This is a genomic window from Convivina intestini (assembly GCF_003096575.1).
Classification (GTDB): domain Bacteria; phylum Bacillota; class Bacilli; order Lactobacillales; family Lactobacillaceae; genus Convivina; species Convivina intestini.
The window spans coordinates 106,716-128,780 of record NZ_QEKT01000004.1; the positions used below are offsets into that span (position 1 = coordinate 106,716).

The 22,065-nt window shown below is 40.9% G+C and carries 20 protein-coding genes; 9 read left to right on the forward strand and 11 right to left on the reverse strand.

The features are described from left to right. Positions 1-42: 42 nt before the first annotated feature. Together C7384_RS04600 and C7384_RS04605 are read right to left on the reverse strand one after the other, a co-directional pair. A complete protein-coding gene (locus C7384_RS04600) occupies positions 43-657 on the reverse strand; it encodes a helix-turn-helix domain-containing protein (RefSeq protein WP_089939771.1) in 615 nt (204 codons plus the stop codon). Positions 658-739: 82 nt separating this feature from the next. Next, positions 740-1,117 (reverse strand): MerR family transcriptional regulator, encoded by a 378-nt coding sequence (locus tag C7384_RS04605; RefSeq protein ID WP_089939774.1) that lies wholly within the window; start codon positions 1,115-1,117, stop codon positions 740-742. An 85-nt stretch (positions 1,118-1,202) separates the two neighbouring features. Here C7384_RS04605 and C7384_RS04610 point away from each other — a divergent pair, with 85 nt between their 5' ends. After that, positions 1,203-1,565 (forward strand): carboxymuconolactone decarboxylase family protein, encoded by a 363-nt coding sequence (locus C7384_RS04610; protein WP_089939777.1) that lies wholly within the window; start codon positions 1,203-1,205, stop codon positions 1,563-1,565. A 74-nt stretch (positions 1,566-1,639) separates the two neighbouring features. Here C7384_RS04610 and C7384_RS04615 read toward each other — a convergent pair whose 3' ends face one another. Beyond that, positions 1,640-2,977 carry an MFS transporter gene (locus tag C7384_RS04615; protein ID WP_089939780.1) on the reverse strand — a complete coding sequence of 446 codons (1,338 nt, stop codon included), beginning with the start codon at positions 2,975-2,977 and terminating at the stop codon, positions 1,640-1,642. A 318-nt stretch (positions 2,978-3,295) separates the two neighbouring features. Between C7384_RS04615 and C7384_RS04620 the strand changes: the two genes are divergently transcribed. Beyond that, positions 3,296-4,654 carry a threonine/serine exporter family protein gene (locus C7384_RS04620; protein WP_089939781.1) on the forward strand — a complete coding sequence of 453 codons (1,359 nt, stop codon included), beginning with the start codon at positions 3,296-3,298 and terminating at the stop codon, positions 4,652-4,654. Between the two features lie 49 nt (positions 4,655-4,703). Here C7384_RS04620 and C7384_RS04625 read toward each other — a convergent pair whose 3' ends face one another. The 3 genes from C7384_RS04625 to C7384_RS04635 form a co-directional block, all read right to left on the reverse strand. Next, a complete protein-coding gene (locus C7384_RS04625; protein WP_089939784.1) occupies positions 4,704-6,500 on the reverse strand; it encodes an acyltransferase family protein in 1,797 nt (598 codons plus the stop codon). Beyond that, a complete protein-coding gene (locus C7384_RS04630) occupies positions 6,497-6,862 on the reverse strand; it encodes an MORN repeat-containing protein (RefSeq protein WP_089939787.1) in 366 nt (121 codons plus the stop codon). The genes C7384_RS04625 and C7384_RS04630 overlap by 4 nt, the downstream gene beginning before the upstream one ends. Before the next feature lie 88 nt (positions 6,863-6,950). Continuing rightward, positions 6,951-8,576 (reverse strand): malolactic enzyme, encoded by a 1,626-nt coding sequence (locus C7384_RS04635; RefSeq protein ID WP_089939790.1) that lies wholly within the window; start codon positions 8,574-8,576, stop codon positions 6,951-6,953. A 146-nt stretch (positions 8,577-8,722) separates the two neighbouring features. On the opposite strand from C7384_RS04635, the gene C7384_RS04640 reads away from it, so the two are divergent. The 5 genes from C7384_RS04640 to C7384_RS04660 all read left to right on the forward strand — a co-directional run bounded on the left by C7384_RS04640 (position 8,723) and on the right by C7384_RS04660 (position 13,390). Then, entirely contained in the window at positions 8,723-9,613 is an 891-nt protein-coding gene (locus C7384_RS04640) for a LysR family transcriptional regulator (RefSeq protein WP_089939793.1), read from the forward strand. Positions 9,614-9,670: 57 nt separating this feature from the next. Continuing rightward, positions 9,671-10,351, forward strand: a complete 681-nt coding sequence (locus C7384_RS04645; RefSeq protein WP_089939796.1) for a CPBP family intramembrane glutamic endopeptidase — start codon at positions 9,671-9,673, stop codon at positions 10,349-10,351. A 455-nt stretch (positions 10,352-10,806) separates the two neighbouring features. Further along, positions 10,807-11,934: an N-methyl-L-tryptophan oxidase gene (gene solA / locus C7384_RS04650; protein WP_089939799.1), complete on the forward strand. Its 1,128-nt coding sequence runs from the start codon at positions 10,807-10,809 to the stop codon at positions 11,932-11,934. A gap of 113 nt (positions 11,935-12,047) precedes the next feature. Next, positions 12,048-12,497, forward strand: a complete 450-nt coding sequence (locus C7384_RS04655; RefSeq protein ID WP_089939802.1) for a MarR family winged helix-turn-helix transcriptional regulator — start codon at positions 12,048-12,050, stop codon at positions 12,495-12,497. Then, the gene (locus tag C7384_RS04660) at positions 12,494-13,390 is read left to right on the forward strand and encodes a metal ABC transporter solute-binding protein, Zn/Mn family (protein WP_089939805.1); all 897 of its coding nucleotides are present in this window, start codon (positions 12,494-12,496) and stop codon (positions 13,388-13,390) included. The genes C7384_RS04655 and C7384_RS04660 overlap by 4 nt, the downstream gene beginning before the upstream one ends. Before the next feature lie 39 nt (positions 13,391-13,429). Here C7384_RS04660 and C7384_RS04665 read toward each other — a convergent pair whose 3' ends face one another. The 4 genes from C7384_RS04665 to ubiE form a co-directional block, all read right to left on the reverse strand. Beyond that, positions 13,430-14,101, reverse strand: a complete 672-nt coding sequence (locus C7384_RS04665) for a type 1 glutamine amidotransferase (RefSeq protein ID WP_089939808.1) — start codon at positions 14,099-14,101, stop codon at positions 13,430-13,432. Between the two features lie 159 nt (positions 14,102-14,260). Continuing rightward, a complete protein-coding gene (locus C7384_RS04670) occupies positions 14,261-15,907 on the reverse strand; it encodes a hypothetical protein (RefSeq protein WP_089939811.1) in 1,647 nt (548 codons plus the stop codon). A 136-nt stretch (positions 15,908-16,043) separates the two neighbouring features. Next, positions 16,044-17,288 (reverse strand): chloride channel protein, encoded by a 1,245-nt coding sequence (locus tag C7384_RS04675; protein WP_089939813.1) that lies wholly within the window; start codon positions 17,286-17,288, stop codon positions 16,044-16,046. 14 nt (positions 17,289-17,302) lie between these two features. After that, on the reverse strand, positions 17,303-18,016 hold the full coding sequence (gene ubiE / locus C7384_RS04680; RefSeq protein WP_089939816.1) for a bifunctional demethylmenaquinone methyltransferase/2-methoxy-6-polyprenyl-1,4-benzoquinol methylase UbiE: 714 nt from the start codon (positions 18,014-18,016) through the stop codon (positions 17,303-17,305). A 264-nt stretch (positions 18,017-18,280) separates the two neighbouring features. Between ubiE and C7384_RS04685 the strand changes: the two genes are divergently transcribed. Then, entirely contained in the window at positions 18,281-20,347 is a 2,067-nt protein-coding gene (locus tag C7384_RS04685) for a copper-translocating P-type ATPase (protein WP_176760699.1), read from the forward strand. A gap of 74 nt (positions 20,348-20,421) precedes the next feature. Continuing rightward, positions 20,422-21,120, forward strand: a complete 699-nt coding sequence (locus C7384_RS04690; RefSeq protein ID WP_089939819.1) for an MIP/aquaporin family protein — start codon at positions 20,422-20,424, stop codon at positions 21,118-21,120. 41 nt (positions 21,121-21,161) lie between these two features. On the opposite strand, the gene C7384_RS04695 is transcribed toward C7384_RS04690, so the two are convergent. Beyond that, complete coding sequence (locus C7384_RS04695) at positions 21,162-22,052, reverse strand: RluA family pseudouridine synthase (protein WP_089939822.1); 891 nt, start codon at positions 22,050-22,052, stop codon at positions 21,162-21,164. Positions 22,053-22,065: the final 13 nt, after the last annotated feature.

Sequence of the window (22,065 nt, forward strand, 5' to 3'; positions counted from 1 at the left end):
ATATTAGATTAAAAAGGAGTAACTATTAAATAGTTACTCCTTTTATCTTCCCATCAAATGTGGCACTAACCAAGATAAAAAACCACCTATTGGAAAAATCAGCCACCAATAATTAGCTAAAAATTGCCAAACATTTTCAATGGGTTCACGTGGTTTAGACGGTCGTTTTTGATAAGCCACGCCTAACGTTTTGGGGTACTTTGCATCCAAGTGATTCATCACAATTATTTTATAAAAATAATAACCACTACTAATCCCTATGAAGAGAGAAAATAACCACAAAACACCAAATAAATTTTGTGTCTGTTCTGGACGACTCTCTACAAAAAGGCCACCACACGATAACAAGGTAAATATCACAGCGAACAGTGCCAACTTAATCGCTGTTGCTTCTGAAGTCCGACGGCTAAACTGAACCTGCTGTTCTTGCGAGGAAGCCATCAGTTCAATCTCACGTTCTTCAGTATCAATATATTCAAATAAGTCAGTAATAGTTACTCCCAAGGCATTGGCGACTGAACTCAAAGTCTCAGTACTAACTTCTTGTCCAGCTTCTAGCCGTTGAATCGTGCGAACCGTAATGTAGGCGCGTTCAGCTAAATCTTCTTGCGTCCAACCTTTTGCTTTTCTTAATGCTGTTACTTTTGTTTTATCCATGCAATTAATATAATCTTTTTTCTAAAAAATAAACACGACAATTACCCGACAAGGAGGTGACACCGAACCGACAGGACACAGATCAAACCTCCGATTTCTGGTTTAACATCTGACGATAATAATTCTTCTTACCCTTCAAAAAATCAATATGGTCTTGAATTTCTCTTTGATTATCCAGCAAAAATTGTTCCTGTTCATCCAAAATTGCCATCCGTTCCTTGATAGTTTGATTCCCCTGCTCACGTAATTTAGCATAATCAATAATCTTATTTAACGACAGTCCGGTAGCCTTCGCTCGTTTAATAAAATCAATCCAGCGTAAATCATTATCCGAAAAAATCCGATAATTATTTCTATCTCGAGCTGGTTTTAACAGACCCAACTCCTCATAATATCGTAAGGTTGCAATCGAAAATCCGCTTAATTTAGCCACTTCGGCTATCTGATAATTTTCAGCCATCTATTCCCTCTTTGAAAAACAAACTTGCTATCAAGTTAACTTGATAGTTTATATTAACCCTATCATACAGAAAAGAGGATAATTCATGGATATCTATGAAAAAGGATTACAAATCCGAGAAGCAGTAATTGGTCAGAAAAATAGTGACTTAGTATCTGCGAGTTTAGCAAAAATAGCGCCAATTTTAGACGAAAAAACACTATTAGCGTTCGCAGAGGCCGATGAACGTAGTATTCTCAGCATGAAACAGCGCGAAATGATCACCATCACCTCGTTACTCACCCAAGGTGATACCGCTGGTCAATTAAAAATTCATATTCAAGGGTCGCTAAACGTCGGCTGGACTGAAGCTGAAATCGTAGAAGCCTTTGTCCATTGCCTACCGTATGTCGGTTTTCCCAAAGTATTAAATGCGATTCGGGTTGCTAAAGAAGTTTTTGGAAATTGAACTAGTATGATTAAATAAACGGGCGCTTTCTTTGAGCACCTGTTTATTTAGTTCATCCATCAAAATGTTAACTCTTAGCCTTCGACTGCCATCAATCGCTTTTCAACAATAATATAAACTAACAAAATTAATGACAAACCAGCCGCAACGTACAAAACAATATTACTTGCTATCCAACCATAGTGAGCAACCAAAATACCGATTAAAGCTGTAGCTAACACTTCACCAAAAAGATATTGGAAGAATCCCATAAATCCTGTAGATGATCCAACCGCAAACTTAGGTACTGATTCATTAACAATCAATCCAACCAAAGTCAGTGGCGCATATATCAATGTTCCCATGATAAACAACACTATGATAATCAATACATGACTAGTACTAAAGAAATAGGTGGTTAAACATACAATTAACCCTAACACACAACCAATACAAACAACTTCACGACGATCTTTCAATATATCTGAAACTGCACCAATAATAATCACACCCGGGACAGATGCCAATTCAAAAACACCTACTAGCCATTTAGCCAAACTAGGATCAAATCCCTTTGAATGAACCAAGTAACTAGGAATCCAGCTCATAACACCATACCGTACCAAATATAAAGACATAGAAGTTAAGGTAACAGCCCACACAATTTTATTTTTTAAAATATATTGAACAAAAATTTGTGACAAAGTTAAATCAGTCAGCTCATCATCAACTGCCTTACCATCACCAACAATGACCTCATCCCCGGTATAATCACTAATACTTGGCAATCCAACAGAAGTAGGACGATCCGACCCCGTAAACAAAATAAATATTGCAATCAAAAAAGCTACTGCTGAGGCACTATAAAATACCGCTGAAATAGACCCAGAGAATAGGTAAACTGCCAATTGCACGACCGCAACACAGACAAAGGCCCCTGCATTATGTGCCGAAGACCAAATTGAATACACTGTACCGCGCCACTTTTTGCCCCACCATAACTGTACGGTACGCTGACAGGCCGCCGCACCCATACCTTGGGCAATCGACATAACCAACATTAACAGCACCATGACATAAAAATTTCGTGTTGATCCCAACCCCATATTCAAGATGGCAGAAGCAATTAACCCAGCAGCTAAATAATGATTAGGATTACTTTTATCACTTAAAGCACCCATAAATAGTTTTGAAATACCATACCCAATCCCAAAACAAGACATTATAATTCCAACTTGAGCCGTAGAAAAATGATAACTTTTCATAATATCATTTTGTTCAGTAGTAAAAATCAAGCGAATCACATAATAGCCAATATAACCAATCATTATAGAAGCGAGTACACCGATTTGATGTATTCGATAACTGCTAGCAATTTTATCCTGTTGCACCTTAATCGTTGCATCTGGTGCCGGTTTTAAAAACGAAAACATAACATCCCCCTAAGTAATAATTCTCCTACATCGATTTCATTCTAACACTTATAAAGCAATGTTGTAAGCGCTTTCCAAATATCATATTATCAACTTATAAAATATTAAAATTCACAATGGATACAGCGGCTCCTTACGGGTTTGTTTATAATATTACTCATTCTATTTTTAATTAACAGATAGTACTTTCGCCTTTCTTCCATTAATCCCATAAGAATTTATAACTTATTTGCACTCCTCCCCCACGACCCTTATCATTATTAATGTGAATAACTATTCTAAAACGACTTATTTTTAAACACTCTGGTGGGAGCACTCATGACCAATTCAATCACCCAAAAAGCCCAGCAAGACAGCAATAATAAAGCTCAATTGCATCATATGACGGTCCAATGGCAAAAGTTTATCCACGGGGCTAGTGGACCAGCGCGCCAAAGCAGCCTACAAGTTCGGGCTTCAATCGTCGGTCGGACCGGTATTCTCCTGCTATCTTGTGGGACTGGATCTTGGCGGGTACGCGATGCCATGAATACCATCGCCACTTCACTTGGAGTGACCTGTGCCGCCGATATCGGCCTAACGACGCTAACTTTTACCTGCTTTGATGGCGTTAACAGCTATACCCAAAACTTAGCCCTAGCCAGTACCGGTGTAAATACCGATAAATTAACTGCCCTGGAACACTTTGTGAACCATTTTGCCCAATTGTACGCTGACCAAAGCGCTGAAAGTATCCACCAAACCTTGGATATTATTCAGCATCGATCCGGTAACTATTCAGCCCCCCAAGTCGGTCTAGCTGCCGGAATTGCCTGTGCTGGTTTTATCTTTTTACTCGGTGGTGGCTGGGTTGAAATGCTCGGTTGCTTCTTTGGTGCTACCCTAGGAAACTACACCCGTCGCAAACTAATTGACCGCCACATTACCACCGTGGTCAATACTTCTTTGGCCGTAGCAGTTGCCTGTTTAACCTATTTTTTGGTTTTTCATTTACTAGGGCTAGTAATGCCAATTGCCCAAGGCCATGAAGCCGGTTATATTGGATCCATGCTCTTTGTCATTCCTGGATTTCCCTTTATCACTTCCATGTTGGATATTTCTAAATCGGATATGCGTTCTGGCTTGGAAAGACTAACCTTTGCCCTCTTAGTAACCCTTTCGGCGACCTTGGTCGGGTGGTTAGTGGCCATGTTAGTGCAGCTCAAACCAGCTGATTTCATCCCCTTGGGCCTCACACCCCTAACCCTAATGGGCCTGCGGCTACTAGCTTCCTTTGCTGGGGTCTACGGCTTCTCGATGATGTTTAATAGTCGCCAAAAAATGGCCATCACAGCCGGTATTATCGGCGCAATTGCCAACACGACCCGCCTAGAATTGGTTGATTTAGCGCAAATGCCACCGGCTGCGGCTGCCTTTATTGGGGCTTTGATTGCCGGACTCCTGGCCTCGATTATCAACAAAAAAACGAGCTATCCTCGCATTGCTCTAACAGTCCCCGCTATTGTGATTATGGTACCCGGCCTCTATATTTACCGTGGTATTTTCAATCTGGGCCTAAATAACATTAGCACTGGTGCTGTTTGGTTAATTCGAGCCGCTATCATCATGCTTTTCTTGCCCTTTGGCCTCTTTGTGGCTCGCTTCCTACTAGATAAAAAATGGCGTCATGTCGATTAAAACTAAAAAGTTCTGCCTCAAGGCAGAACTTTTTTGGTACGTATTGAAATTATTTTTTAACTGGCCCTTTTTCCGCCTTAACTAACGCGTCATTTAAGCATTGCGCATAGAGCTTATCTCCATCAGCATTTCCAGCAAAGTGAGTGCCATCCCCACTACCGAAAATTTCTCGATGTTGGCCAGCTAAACGATTCCAATCGGCAATCGTAATAAAGGGATATTTATCAGGCAAAGTCCGTTCCAAAACCGCTAACTTGGAAGAATTCCAACTGGCATTGGCCTGCCCATCAAAAGGCGTCATCAAAATCAATCGGTGCCCGGCTGGTAAGGTATTAATTAACTTCATCAGCTGATCCTGATAATCATTCAGTGAATTGGTACCAATACAAATGATCACATTTTGTCGCAAAGTTTTATTACGAATTTGATTAGCCAAAATCTGATTAGCCTGGGTCATATTCCGATTTGGTTGGGCATCAATGCTACTATCAGCTAGATGGGTAGACAGATAAGCGCGTGTCCCCAGGGTAACACTATCGCCAATTACACTAGTTCCTTTGGGAATCTGACGATTATTACCGGTTTGAGTCGTGGTATTATCGGCCAAACTATGCAACTGATCAACATCTTGCTGCAAGTTCCCCTGCCATAAATGTTGGCTAAGATTCGACATTTTAGGTGCCTGCCAGCAAATGACAAAGGTTACCCCTGCTAAAATCGTCATCAGCCCTAAAGCACTCCGATGCCAAAGCGGTTTCGTTTTGGGACGGGTGAGTATTGGTTCAATGACGTAGTAGGATAGCGCTGACAACGTTAATGACAGAGTAATCGTTAGCAAAACCGCCAAATCATGGTTCATCAGATGGCCAAAAATAATAATCAAGGGCCAGTGATACAAATAGACACTATAACTAGTATCGGCTAAGAAGGTAATTGGCCGAGGTTCTTCAATATTGGGCGTTTTATCGTGCAAAATTCGAGCACTGACAATCATGAGTGCCGCGCCCAGACTGGCTAACAAGAAGCCCCACTGGTAGGTAACTACTTGGTCAAACTTTAATAAGGCCGTTAAACCAGCAAGTAAAACTAGTCCCAACAGCATGCCCGCCATCGCTCCCCAAACCGAGGTGCGGGCCAAAACGTGTTTGAAATAATTAGGTAACTGTCGAATCCCTGTCAAACTGGCCAATAAGGCCCCAATAAAGAAGGGAAAGGCATGCGTTAAATCTGAAAAATAAATAATATTTAGATTAGTTTTTTGCTGGATTTGGACATAAATAAGCGCTAGTTGAATCAAAATAAAGACAGCCGATAACTGACCAATTCGCAAGCGCAGTAAGGCTGTCCGGTCAATACGATTAAAACGTGATCGCTTAACATACTGAACCAAAAACCAAACCAGTAATCCCCATAAAATATAAAAATGCATCTCCAAGGCCAAAGTCCAAGTATGGACAAAAAGATGGGGCATGAACTGATTTTCATAATTCCCACCCGTTAATATTTCATAGTAATTGGTAACAAAACCCAATGCTGCTGCAACCTGTTTACCAATATTAGTTAAAAAATCACGATTAATTAGTAATGATAATGGTAGTACCAGAGTAACCGACAGCCACAAGGGCGGCACAATTCGATTAAAGCGCCGACGATAAAAGGCTAATAAATCAAAATGCCGCTGTTTAGCAAATTCATCAATTATTAAACTGGTAATTAAGAATCCAGAAAAAACGAAAAATAAATCTACCCCGACAAAACCACCAGTAACTTGTTTGGGATAAAAGTGATAAGCCAAAACCATGATTAATCCAGTAATCCGGACTAAACTAAACCATTTAATTCTCATTTTTGAAAACTCCCATCTTTGAAAGTTCCCTGATAGGTCTTGTGATTAGCCAAAGTTAGCTTTCCACGACCATCAGCTTTACCGTCCACAAATTCCCCGTCATATTGCCAACCAGCCGCAGCCGTATAATGCCCTGCCCCATCAAAACGTCCCTTTTTAAAATCACCCTTGTACTCAGAGCCATCCTTTAAAATTAGAACGCCGTGCCCACTAAAATACTGATCCTTCATTTGCCCAGAGTAGACCATATTCGGCGCAATTCGAAAATTATGAACCTCTTGTTGGTCAAAATCCAGCAAACTATAACTGGCCAATCCTACAATAATCAGCCCCCAAATAATTAATAATACCTTTGTTTTCAAAATATGTACTCCGCCAAGATTTTTTCCATCTTAATGTACACCTTATCCAACAAAAAAAGACCTCTAAGAGGTCTTTCTTATTACTATTTTAATACTTAGGTGTCCACTTTAATTCTTCAATGGCCGCCTTAATATCAGTAACTGGTTGCTTAGTAATTCCTTGGTCGATGGCACTTTGACCAGTCGCGATTGCAACAGTTTCTGAGAACTTAGTCAACTGTGAAACTGGTGGCAATACAGCAGCCCCTGGTTGGCTAGGATCAACAATCCCACCCAATGAGTGGGCAGCGGCTGAAATCATTTCATCATTTAGCAACTTAGCCGTAGCAGCAATTGTTCCCAAACCAAGACCTGGGTAAACCAAGGCATTGTTGGCCTGGCCGATTTCATAAGTTACACCCTTGTATTCAACTGGGGCAACTGGAATACCCGTGGCAATCAAAGCCTTTCCATCAGTCCAAGCCAAAAGGTCCTCGGCCTTAGCTTCAGCCAACTTAGTTGGGTTACTCAATGGGAAGATGATTGGACGTTCCGTGTGAGCAGCCATTTCCTTCACGATTTCTTCAGTAAATGAGCCTGGTTGCGTTGAAGTCCCCACCATAATCGTTGGGTGAATCGTTTTAACAACTGACAACAAGTCCTTCAAATCATCAGCGTTATCAAATTCAGCACGTTGACGGGCAAATGGTTTTTGTTCAGGAGTCAAATCATCCATGTCATCAAACAACAAGCCTTGCTTATCAACCAAGTAGAAACGCTTACGAGCATCAGCTTCTGACAGACCTTCTTGACGCATTTCTTCATACATCCGGTTAGCAATTCCCGCACCGGCTGATCCAGCACCAAAGCAAAGGTAAGTTTGGTCAGTAATCTTTTCCTTGGTAATGTTCATAGCACCGAGCACAGCGGCTAAGGCGATGATCCCAGTGCCTTGGATATCATCGTTAAAGGTCGTAATTTCATTCTTGTACTTGTCCAAGATGTTGGCAGCATTTTCACGACCAAAGTCTTCCCAGTGCAAGTACAAGTTAGGGAACAATCCCTCAGCTTTTTGAACGAATTGGTCAACAAAGTTATAGAACTTTTCACCGCGGACACGAGGATGACGGTTACCCAGGTACAAAGGATCATCTAACAAAGTTTGGTTATTGGTCCCAGTATCCAAAACAACTGGCAAAACGTTTTCAGGATTAACACCAGCTGCAGCGGTATAAACCATCAATTTACCAACGGCAATATCAACACCGTTAGTTCCCCAGTCACCAATTCCTAAGATTCCTTCTGAATCAGTTACCACGATTAATTGAATATCACGACCCTCAGCACCGGCCTTCAAAGCACTTTCAATAGTATCTGGTTGGTCAATTGACAAGTAAACCGCATTTTGTGGGTCCACAAACAATTCGCTATAGTTTTCAATGGTATCAGCGATGGTTGGGTCATACACGATTGGCATGAATTCAACTACGTGTTGGCTAAACAAGTAGTAGAACAAAGTATGGTTGGTATTGAAGATTTCCATCAAGAAGAGGCGCTTTTCTAAATCAGATGGCTTACTTAAGTATTGTTGGTAAGTCTGATCAGCTTGTTCCTCTAAAGTCTGCACCTTAGGTGGCAACAAACCAGCGATGCCTAATTCCTTTCGCTCTTCCATAGTAAAGCCAGTGCCCTTATTCAAAAAGGGATTGTTTAAAATCTGTAATGGTGAAGTCATTTTTTACTCCTTTTTACTTGTGTTGTATCTATCAAACGTTTCCATTCTAGTGCTTAATCATTTTTATAGTCAAACGCCAGCAAAGCTATTAATTTTATTTATGGCAAGCGTATAATAGGCCTAATAGCAACCATTGAGGAGTCCCCATGCGCATTACCGACTTACAGTATTACCTAGCCTTAACTGATAATCATAATTTTTCGCAGGTATCCCAACAATTTCACGTCAGCCAACCGACCGTCTCTTTAGCCATTCAACGCCTGGAAAAAGAAGTTGGTGCCCAATTAGCCATCCGGAGTAGCCATCATAATATTGTTTCCCTCACCCACGCCGGTCAAGTATTTGCCCAGCACGCCCAGGCCATGCTGGAACAATACAACTTAGCTCTTACTGAAATCGGCCGGATTGATGAACAGAGTTTATTGCTGGGCTTGCCCCCCATTATTCAAATTAGTTATTTCCCAGAAATTGCCGGTCGATTATCCAATCAAGCCCTAGAACATCTGAAAACCGTGGAAGTCGGCGCCCATAAGGCCATTCAACTCCTGCAAGATGGGAAATTAGATGCCTCTTTTTTGGGATATTTAGACGCCATTGATCAAAATGACTTCCAAGTCATCCAGTTTGACCAACGGCCCTTTGAAATTGTGGTCGCAAATGACCATCCCCTCGCCAATCATTCCGCCATTTCTTTCCGGGAACTCGCCAATCAAAATTTCATCCTCCTCAAGGGAAGTTTTATCCATAAACAGGCCTTTGAACAGCTAGCCCAAGCTAACCATCTCCAGCCTGATATTTTATTTAGCTCCAGTGAACCTTATGCAATTTTGAACCTAGTAAGCCAAAATCGTGGAATTGGTTTTATGGTTTCTAGTAAAAATATTCAACATCCTAATGTTAAATTTATTCCCTTATCTGACCCGGCACAACCACAACTGAACGTTGGCTTTGTATACCGGAAAAACCCGATTATGACCACCGAACAAAATACAATTTTTAAAGAGATTTTGGCTGCTATTCACACCCCCATGCTATAATAAAAGTTATGAGCATTTTTACTCATCGGTATATTTTATTTATAAGGAGTTGGTAATATGAACCAGAACACTAAGAAGTTCGGTCAAATCGCATTAATCACCATCATTTTCTCCATTATTTGGACAGGACTATCACGTCTATTTGATGTATTTGCCTTTGCGACTTATGACACTTTTTTCAAAAATACGAGTACGATTTTTTGGCACGTGGGTGCACCCATGGCCATTACTTTTGTCCTTTTCTTCCTATACATGAAGAAGTCAGATCGCACTCAGCAAATTTATGCTAAGCAACCAGAGCTTTCAACACCACTCAAGGTGCTGTTTGGCATTGTCGTAGTTGCTATGGTTGGCTTTGCCTTGTTTCAACTCACTAAGAATTTGAACACAATCATGCATAACTGGAATGATGATTCCATGAATCGCTTATTGATGTCATTTTGTTCAGTCTTCTTTGTTGGTTTAACAGAAGAATCCGTCTTCCGTGGTTTTGCCTTAACGGAATTACGCCGGGAAAACAATGAACTTGTTTCTTGGGCCCTATCAATTGTTCTCTTTGGCCTTTGGCACTTCCCTAACATCATCACAGGCGCACCAATTATACAAGCTACGCTACAAACTTTCTCAACGATGATTATCGGAACTGGTTTGTACATGGCCGTTCGCTTAGCTCGCTCAATCTGGGGTGGCGTTGGTTTGCACTGGCTTTGGGATTTTGCCCTCGTTATTGGTCATTAATATCACTAACTCGTTCTACGGAACGAGTTTTTTTGTCCAAATTTTATACCGATTAATAAACAGTAATGATATTAATTTTCATAATTTTATCATTATAAATTAATTTATTGTTGACAAAGGCTTTTAATTCAAGTTATACTTCCTACCAATAGTTAAAGATAAAAACAAAGTGACCAGGAGAGTACTGATTTTTGATAGTTCAGAAAGTCTACGTAAGCTGTGAGTAGATCACATCAAATTTCATGAAGATGGCCTGTGATTTGGCAGCATTGATTAATAAGATGCTGATGGGTTGGCAACCATTATCAATTGCACGCGTTATTTCAAGGACGTTGTTGAGGATCGCTATGTAAATAGCGATTAAATTAGAATGGTACCGTGGTTAAATCCGCTTCTAGCAAAACACTAGAAGTGGATTTTTTATCTACTAAATAAAAATCTAAAGGAAAAACACTATGCAAAAAATTTATGATTTAGCCATTATCGGCACCGGATCAGTTGGATCAGCCGCTGGATATTATGCTAGTCGTGATGGTCTTTCCGTCCTCGAATTAGATTTAAATCGTCCACCACATGATCAAGGTTCTCACCATGGTCAAACACGAATTATTCGTCATGCTTATGGCGAAGGCGATCAATACGTTCCGCTAGTATTAAGAGCACAAGAACTTTGGAACCAGCTCCAACAAAATAGTCATCAAGATATTTTCCATCAAACTGGCGTCTTAAACATAGCGCCCAAGCATAGCAATTTTCTTAAAAATATCAAAAAAAGCGCTGATAGTTACCAATTGAATGTTGATTATCTTAGCCCGTCGCAAATTCACAAACGTTGGCCAGATTGGCATTTTAATGACGATTATGCTGGTATTTTTGAAAATAATAGTGGCTATCTACTATCTGAAAATATTATTGAAAGTTATTTACAAGGTGCTGCTAATTATGGTGCCAAACAGGATTTTTCGGCTAAAGTACTGTCCCTAAAGCACCTCAGCCCTGACTTAATTGAAATTCAAACGAGTAAAACTACCTATCTTGCCCAACAAGTTGCTGTTACCGCGGGCACATGGGTTAAAGAACTACTACCACAGTTACCAATTAAACCAGTCCGTAAAGTTTTTTCTTGGTTCAATATCGACGATGTAAGGCTCGAAGAGTCTGCGGGTTTTCCATGTTTTACTGTGACTACCACAACGGATCAAATTTACTATGGCTTTCCTGGACAAAATCACCAAATTAAAATCGGCCGCCATAATGGTGGTCAAGCCATTGAAAAGCGTTCAGAACGCCTCGCTTTTGGAAATTACCCCGATGACACTTCAGAAATTAACCCCCTCTTAGCAGAACACCTACAAGGGACAACTGGCTTGAATCACGGTGGGGCTTGTTCTTATGATTTATCTCCAGATGAAAACTTCATTATTGATTGGCTACCCGGCAAATCTAATATTCAGGTTGTTACCGGACTCAGTGGTCATGGCTTTAAATTTGCCAGCGTCCTAGGGGAAATTATCGCTCAGCGAGCCCAGCGCCAACAAATCCATTTTGATTTAAGCCCTTTTTCATTACAACGTTTTGACTAATATGACTAACCGGAGCACCGGTTGGTTTTTTATTTGACAAAAATTAAGAAACATATTAAAGTTAACTGGTTAACAACTTAGTTAACCAGTTAACTGTTTCAAAGGAGTCTACTATGACTGCGACCGATCGGATTTTAATTGAACTAAATTCTTTTATTCAAACCTATGCTACCACGGCTGAGTTAGTGGCGAAACAAAGCTTAGATTCAACCAATATCAGTACAACCCAGGGGCATTTACTGATGTTACTAGCTAAGCAACCCCAAACCAATCGTGATTTGGCCCAAACCATGCATTTAAGCAAACCGGCTATTACCAAGGCCCTTAAAAGTTTAACTAGCCAAGGCTATATCACCGGTCAGACCAGCCAAATCGATAAGCGTCAGATTGAATTTCAGCTTACCAAAGCCGGCCTAGCCTTGGCTCATCGCCATTTACAAGCCCACACAGAAATACATCAAGCAATTGATCAAGCCCTCAATCAGTTTGATACTAATCAGCAAAATACCATTCAAGAATTCCTAACCAAAATGAATGCCATTGCCCGAAAGGATCCCTCATGAAAAAAATTCATCTAATTATTTTAGGTATGCTCGTTATTGTCGTCGCTAGTATTGGCTTTGCCGTTGTAAAAAGCAATAATACAAATCAAAAAAAGAGCGATAAATTAACAATTGTTGCCTCAACTAATGTCTATGGTGAAGTGGCCAAAACTGTGGCAGGTTCCCACGCAGATGTCCAAGCCATTATCACCAAGCAAAACGTTTCTCCTGAAGACTATGAACCGACTCGTTCTGTGGCTAATCAAGTTAGTCAAGCCGATATTGCTCTTGCCAACGGACTAGGATATGATTCTTGGTTAAATAAATTAGCACGAACTTCCAAAAAAACTGAACTAATTCGCGTCGGCGAAGATATTGTTCACAAAAAATCAGGCGATAATCCTCACCTATGGAATGATCCTCAGACCATGATTGATACCGCCAAGTACTTAGCTGATGTTCTTAGTAAAAAGGATCCCAAGCACAAGGATGATTATCAGGCTAATGCCCAAAAGTATATTGATAGCCTAAAACCCGTTACTGATTTAGTAAATGAACTAAAGGAACAAGCCCCTAGTCAAAAGGTTGCGCAAACTGAACCAGTCTTTGGTTATATGTTAGAGGCCCTAGGCTACCACATTACCGATGAAGATTTTGCCGAAGCTGTCGAGGAAGGTAATGATCCTTCTCCTGCTGTTTTGACTAGTTTACAAAACAACATTAAAACTCATCAAATCGGCTTCTTAGTTGATAATACGCAAACTTCCAGCAGTACTGTGGATAATATCGTCAAATTAGCTAAGGAAAACCAAGTCCCAATTGTAAAGGTTACTGAAACCAGTCCTACTGATCAAACTTATGTTCAATGGAAACTTTCCGAACTAAAGCAAATTCAAGACATCGTTAAAAAATAAAAAAAAGCAGAGAAATCTGCTTTTTTTGTGTCTTTAAGATTAATCCCTCGTAATATAATCCAACAGGGTAAACATAACTGCTTCATTTTCAGCTGGAATCCCATGAGCTAAAATGTCGTCAGCATTTTGTTTTAAAGCATTGTTATCAGCTGGATAGCTTTGATCATTAATAACCATCTCCCGCAAATTAGTTAATAATGGTTCAAAGTGAAACTGTAATCCTAACACATGTTTTCCCAACAGAAAGCCTTGTTGATCCACCAAATCACTCTTAAATAGCTGAATCGCTCCAGCTGGTAGCTCAGCCATTTCTTCGTGCCAATGTAAGGGATGTAACACTGCAGGCAGGCCCTTAATAACATCGCTTTGTCGATAAACTGGTGCCCAACCAACTTCCTTATATGGCGCCTTGGTTACTGAACAACCCAAGGTTTTAGCAATTTGTTGCGCGCCATAGCAGGCACCAAAAATCGGCACGTCCAGGCTTAGTAGTTGTTTAATTAGCACCCTTTCCGCCTTAATCCATGCCAAATCATCATTAGGACTCATCGGCCCGCCCAAGATAATCAACATATCAGTGGTCTCAAGGGTTGGTAAATGGCCAAATTGATAAGGATGATAAATATAAACATCATGTCCATGTAAAGCAGCCCAATTGGTAATCGATCCTGGGCCTTCATTAGGGGTATGTTGTAAAATATTAATCCGCATGAAAAATCCTTTCTTTTCAACGGCAATGTTGGCCTAGGTATCGCCTGCAAATCCCTATTTTTGGTCATTCTACCATAATTTAACCAAATAAAAACCCCCAACACTAAGGTGTTAGAGGTTCTTATATTCAGTGATTGAACTGACAAGCTATTTAACGAATTAAGCTAACTTGTAAACAGTGGCATCGCCATTGTTAGCAGCATCAATTACATTGCCGTACATGTCAGCAACACGGGCAGCACTTGAAGACCACAAAGCCCCCAAAAGCATTCCCTTGTTGTAAAGACGACGAACGTCATCAGCAACATTTTCAGCGTCGTAGGCGATTGATCCACCGATAAATCCGGCAAGAGTCAAAGGTCCACCGATAATTTGAGCGATAGTACCAACGATTGGCACAGCTGACAATACACCAGTAGTAATACCGGCTGCATAAGTCAAACCTGTGATACCTGCGTTAGTAAGTCCCCAAAGGATTCCAGTACCAGCGTTTTCAACCGCTTCAGTACCAAGGAAAGTACCTTCAAAGACAGCATCAGCGATAGTTGCGGCTGAAGCCTTATCGGCTTCACCGTTAACTGTCTTAGGCTCAGTAATTGCTGGTACCTTTCCGTTAGAAAGAGCAGCAATCAATTCGTTGTCTTGCTTAGTTCCATTTGCAACACGGTTAGTGTTGTAGTTGTTGATAAGTTGAGCTGTATAAGCAGGTCCAACTGCCAACGGAATCAAGCTGTACAAAGCAACCCGGCGAGCACGATCTGCCAAACGCCATGCTTCACGCACAGCAACTTGGATACCGTAAGAAACAGCAACACCGATTTGCAAAGGTCCACCAATTAAGGCACCGACCCATGTAGCGTTCAACACACCACCAATAGTGTAAAGTACACTGTTGATAGCAGTCCAGATGCCATCTACGACACCTGCTGCTACGTTACTAATACCTTGAATAGCGCTATCAACGCCCAAAATAGTAGTAATTGCTACCTTTGGCAAAATGTCATTGGCAACAGAAGTCTCTGCTTGAGCAGCAGCAGCCTTCTTTTCTGCAAAAGTTTCATCTTGAACTAATGCATTTCCAGTACCAGGGTTAAAGACCTTGTACTGCTTACCATCAGCACCAGTAACTACTGTGTAGTCACCATTACTGATAGTTACTGCTTTACCATTCAAAACCAAGCTCAATTCCTTAGTTGCAGAATTGAAGTACTGATCCATAGCAGTACCATTGTTACTTAGTTGAGTATGAGTATAGGCAGCATTTTTAAACTGATTAGCATCAGCATCCTTGCTGTTAGCACCCAAGTTAGTTACAGCAACTTTAGCATTTGTAACTTCAGTTTGCTTGTTAGTGTTCTCAAGCTTTTTGAGATCACCGTTAAGCTTGCCAAAGTCAGTGCTCATGTTTTCGACTGGCGTAATCATCCGAAGATCATTAGCAGCGTCGACATCATTGCTGTACTGCTTAGGGCTAGACACTACACCATTTGACTGGTTGTTAGTAACTTTTTTGTCGCCAAAGAAGTTGCTAGCAGTAGTCAAGACATTCTCAAACGGTACGTCTGAGTCTGGCTTGGTGTAACCACTACCCTGGTCAGTCTTAACAATTGACTGTTCAGGTGTAGTAGTGGTGCTTGTAGCTTGAGCACTATCAGCAGTAAATGGCTGAAGTGGTGTCTGCAAAGAATCTGCAGTAAAAGGCTGCAAGTCACCAGTGTTATCGGCACTAGCTTGCACAGAGGTAAGCATACCGAAACCTAGCAAGGCTGCAATTGCTGTTGTGGAAACAGCTTTAATTGCACCCATAATATCCTCCTATTATTCTTTTGTGCCCCTACCAATTTGGAATTGCACTGCTATGAGTATACCATAAATCCATTATAAAATTCCCAATAAAGGAATGTTTTTTAATAAAACATTGCCTAATAGTGCAATACAAGCGCTACCGCCAGCGGAGCTTAGTCGTTGCTACTGCAATCACAACGGCCCCACCTAAGGGTAGTAAAGCAGAATAATCAAGATGGCTGATTTCAAAAATCATAAACATGGCCATTAACGGTGCTTGCTGTGAAGCAGCCAGAAAGGCAGCCGCCATCAAAATCGTTGTTTGTGGTATTGAAATACCGGGAATAAACAGGGTTAAAATAGAACCCAACATTGCGCCTAACGCTGCGCCACTAGCAATCGCTGGTGTCAAAGTGCCACCAGTTCCACCAGCCTTTAATGTAGAAAAAGTTAATCCGAATTTAATTAGCGCTAATAGCAATAAAGTGGTCGCAAAACTCAAACTAGAAACATTCATTGCACTTTGAGCAATCGGCCGGCCATTCCCAAAAATATTAGGATAGTAATATGCTATAGCTCCTGTCGCTAACGCTACTAATGGTAATTGCCACAATATAGCTGTTCCTGCTTTTTGATGGGTTTGAGCCCAAGCCATTGCCTGACGGAAAAAAGCCCCAGTCACACCCGCAATTGGCGCTAACAAACAGCCTACTAATAAAATAGAGATGGAAAAATGTAAATCACCAACAAGATAATAAGGACGAAATCCTTTCGCTAACGAACCAAATAAAGTGGCAATAATTGACATCCCCAAACTAACTGCAATCGTTCGAATGGAGACTTTTTTTAGCAGCACCTCAATTGAAAAAAGCATTCCAGTAATGGGCGCAATATATACACCAGCAAAACCTGCCCCGGCAGCCGCCGTAACCAAAAGTTGTAGGTCATCTGAACCCAAACTGCCCAACTTCGTTTTACCTAGTAATCGTTCCCACCACTGGGCTAAAGCCGCTCCGGCCTGTCGAGGAGCTAATTCACGACCGACTGATCCACCCGTTCCAACATAAAATATCTGGGTAACAACATTGATCAAAGTTTCCATTAGTGGCATTTCCTGGCCTTTAACAGCACCCTTAATCCCTACAATTGGCCGACCATATCTACGCAGCAAGTACCACACAATTGATACGAGGATTCCACCTAGAAAAACCGACAGCAGGCGCAGCCAAGGTTGACTGCTGATTGGACTAGGTTGACTGGCTGATTCATTAAAATGTAGAAAAAATGATTCTACACCATCCAAAAAAAAGGACAACGCCATAGCAACCAACCCGACCAGCGAGCCAACTACAACGGTCGAAAATAACAGCGTAATATTTTTTTTAACTGATCCTTGTTCCATAATTTTCTTCTTAATTAATCCTTGATTCCGTAATAGGCACGGGCAGCACCCAAATTAAAACTAAACGTTTTACGTTCTATAAAGCCAACTTGAGCTAATAGATGATCCAGCGCTTTAAAATCCATAAAGGCTTCAGTCGTTTCATCTAGATAACGATATTCTTGATGCTTGCCATTAGCAAATACTCGGCCAAAATTAGGAACAATTTTACGGATATAGAACTGCCAAAAAGGTTTGATAAATCGATTTTGCGGTTGTGACGTTTCTAAAATAACTAATTGTCCACCGGTCTTTAGTACTCGGTAAATTTCCGCTAATCCTCGTTTAGGATCTGGCAAATTACGTAAACCAAAACCAATCGTTACAATGTCAAACTGATTATCCCCATAGGGCAAAGCCATGGCATCCCCCTGGGTTAACTGAATCTTGTTCTTATACGAGCTAGTATTTATTTTTTGTTGTCCCACGGCCAGCATTTCACCACTAAAATCCAAGCCTTCTACCCGTGATTGGCGACTACTACTTGCTGCTAATGCCAAAGCCCAGTCAGCAGTCCCAGTAGCCACATCTAAAATATCATCTCGTTGACTAAAATGAATTTTTTGCATAACTTTACGCCGCCAATGCCGGTGAGTACCCAGACTAATAATATTATTCATCCGATCATACTCAGGTGCCAAACGGTCAAACATTGCTGAAACATTTGTATTTTTAGGTGACTGAACCATTTTAAATTCCTCAAACTTAGCGCACAATACACAATAATTATCTTATATAGATTACTACTAGGATAGCACGAAAAAGCACATCCATTGGATAAGCTCAACATTAATATTTTACGTATATACCAATTCTTATTTTAAAATAAAAAATTAGATCCTATTACTCCTAACTACATATAATAAAGACTAGATTTGTATTTTATTACAAGCAGATGTAAACTAGACCCCTAACATTACCTAATTGCATTGCCCTATAGGAGAGGAGTTCAAATGAATAAAAATCAAATGCATGACATGTCCTCAATGTCTAATCAACATGATATGAGTCAAATGTCACATAGTGATTCGATGGCTGATATGTCGTCCATGTCTCAACATAGCGGACACATGCACATGATGGCCGGTGGTAACATGATGAATATGGACATGGGAGACATGCGTCGTCGTTTTTGGTGGTCCCTGATTCTAATGATCCCCATTATTTTTATTACCCCGCTAATGGGGCTAGATTTACCCTTTACCAAAACCTTTCCGGGTAGCAATTGGGTCACCGCTATTTTAGCTACTGCTCTTTATATAGTGGGCACCAAGCCATTTTTCACTGGGGCAATTGCTGAACTCAAACAAAAAAAGCCAGCCATGATGAGTTTAATCAGCATGGGCCTTTTAGTGACCTTCTGGTATTCAATTTACGCCTTGCTAGCCAATACCTTCCTACACAGCGATGTCATGGACTACTTCTGGGAATTTGCTACCTTAGTTGTAATCATGCTTTTAGGTCATTTATTAGAAATGTCAGCCACTATGCGGGCTGGTGATGCCACCACAGAACTTCGCAAGCTAATGCCAGAAACTGCCCATGTACAGCACGGCGACACTTTTATGGATATGCCCCTTAGTAGTCTTAAAAACGGCATGGTTGTTCAAGTTTTGGCCGGTGAAGCCTTCCCAGGTGATGGCCTGGTGCAAAGTGGACAAAGTCAAATTGATGAATCTTTGATGACTGGTGAAAGTAAACCAATTACTAAAAAAGTTGGCGATAAAGTTATCGGTGGGACCATCAATGGTGATGCCACCCTGCTAGTCTTGCTAAATGGTGTTGGTAATAATTCATTTATTGGTCAGTTGGAGAATACTTTAACTCATTCTCAAAACGCCAAATCACAAGCTGAAGATTTAGCCACCAAAGTGGCTTCTTGGCTATTCTGGCTGGCTCTCGCCTTTGCCATTGGTGCTTTTTTGATATGGACACCCCTCAAAGGGTTGAATTTTGCCATTAACATTGCCGTGACCACCTTAGTGATTGCCTGTCCCCACGCTCTAGGACTAGCCATTCCCATGGTTATCCAACGAACTAAAGCCATTGCCGCTAGTGACGGTATTTTAATTAAAAATCATAAAAATGTGATTATGGCTAAAAATATTCAATACGCCCTAATGGATAAAACCGGCACATTAACCAATGGTCATTTTACCGTCCAAAAATTAGTATTTACTGGCATTAAAGAAGATGATGCCCTAGCTATTATGGCTGGATTGGAAAGTCAATCAACTCACCCCTTGGCTAAATCATTAGTAAGCTATGTTACTGACAAAAAAATTCAAGCCACTCCCATGACTCAGGTTAAAGTACTAAACGGCTATGGTGTTCAGGGGCAACTAAAAAACGTTACCTATACTTTAGCTTCCGGACGCTATTTAGATGAAAACCATATTCAGTATCAAGCCTTAGATGACATGGGGACTGTTTCCTATTTAACTGATGGTCAGCAAGTCCTCGCTGCTATTTCTCAAGGGGACAGCATCAAGACCTCAACCCCTCAGTTTATTCAAGATCTAAAGGCAGCAGGTATTACACCAGTAATGGTTACCGGTGATAATCAGCAAACCGCCAACCATGTTGCACAACAACTTGGCATCACCGAAGTTAGGGCACAGACCTCCCCCCAAGATAAAATTAAATTAGTTAAAGAATATCAAAGTAAGGGTCAAGTAATGATGATTGGTGATGGTATCAATGATGCCCCTGCTCTAGCTCAAGCCAACCTAAGTATCGCCATCGGCGCTGGTACACAAGTTGCTCAAGCCTCAGCTGATGCCGTTTTGATTTCGCCTAGTCTGACTAAAGTAATTGATCTAATTCACCTAGCTCGTAATGCTAACCGTAAAGAAATTGAAAACCTATGGTGGGGGGCCGGTTATAACGTCCTCGCTATTCCTGCCGCTGCTGGGCTGTTTGCCTTTGCTGGTATTACCTTGAATCCCATGATTGGGGCCATTGTTATGTCACTATCCACTGTGATTGTGGCTATTAACGCCCTGCTATTGCGCAAATAAATTTCCCGATTAATAGCTATAAAATGTTATCCTGTTAAAGATTGCTATATAAAAAATGATTCGAGGAGATATTCATGCGCAAGTACCTTGCTGAATTTTTAGGAACCTTACTATTTATGCTCTTTGCTGGTGCGAGCATTATTTATCTAACTGCCTTTAATTTCGCCCAAATATTTGATATCATGCTAACTTTTGGCCTAGCTTTGATGACTTCAATGTTCATCTGGGGGCCATGGGCTAATGGCGGCCACTTTAACCCGGCCGTATCAATTGGCGTGGCTATCACTGGACAAATCACTTGGAAAACTTGTCTAGGATATATTGTCGCCCAACTGCTAGGTGGTATTACTGGCCTTGGTTTTACCATTGCTGGCATCAATGGCTTATCTAACATTCAAAAATCCGCCAGTCAAAATATTTCCACCACTCAAATTTTAAGTTCCTTACATCCAACATCTAGTGATTTATTAGCACCCTATACTTTCGGGGTTGAACTAGTGCTAACTTTCTTTTTAGTATTAGTCGTCCTATTAGCAATCCAGGAGCATCCCCGCTTAAGTCCAGTCATTGCTGGGACATTTTTAACCTTAACCATGTTCACCGCATTCCCACTTAGCGGTGGTGCTTTAAACCCAGTTCGGGTGATTGCACCCATCTTCTACACTAGTAATCAGGCTGGCTCCTTTATCTGGATTTACCTAGCAGCTCAACTTCTGGCGGCTGTCTTAGCCGGCGGAGTGCTACGTATCTTTTACCGTCCGAAACAAGCTTAAAATAAAATAGGTGAGTTGCTAAATAGCAATTCACCTATTTTTTATTCCAAAAATAATTGATTATTTTTAAGTTTAATTGACAAACACTGTCTACTAAACGGCTGAATCAAATCCAACTGCCCGGCTTGTAACATTAACCGATTGGCTTGGGGTCCACCATACAAAGAATCCCCAATGATTGGGTGTCCTACACTTGCTAAATGCACCCGTATCTGGTGCATTCGGCCGGTCGATAGCGCTAATTTAAGTAAACTCCTATCGCTTAGTTGCTCAACAACCTGCCAAGTGGTTTGAGCTAGCTGGCCACAATCGTCATTTACCCACCGTAATCGATCATCAGTTGGATGTTGCCCAATCGGCCGATTAATAATACCGGTAGTAGCTGACATATGTCCTTTGACCCAAGCATAATAAGTCCGCTGCATTTCTTTTTTACTAAGCTGACGGTTTAAGATTGGTACCACAATTGGATTTTTAGCAATGAGGACCAATCCCGAAGTATCCCGATCTAATCGATGAACCATATATGGCCGAGCTGGTACTTGCGCCGATACAGCTTGGTTTTGTTTCAGATAAGCGGCTGCATAATTTAATAGCGTATCATCCTCACTTGGGGAATGGGCATGCATTTTCATTCCGGCTGGTTTATCAAGCACCATTAGGTCATTATTTTCATAAATAACTTTAATTGCTCGATGATAATTAGGCCGATAACTGTCTGGCGCATAAAAATCATCCGTGTGAAACTTCATGGTCAGGCGATCATCTATTTTTAATACATAGCTTGTAGCAACAATCTGACCATTAACAACTAAACCTTTATTTTGCCGTAAGGCGCCCCGTAAACGTTTCGGTAAATAGCTATTAATTAAAAATTCTTTAATTGATTTTCCACTACTATAATCATCAACTAATACTCGATATTGCCACATGTCATCTTCCCAA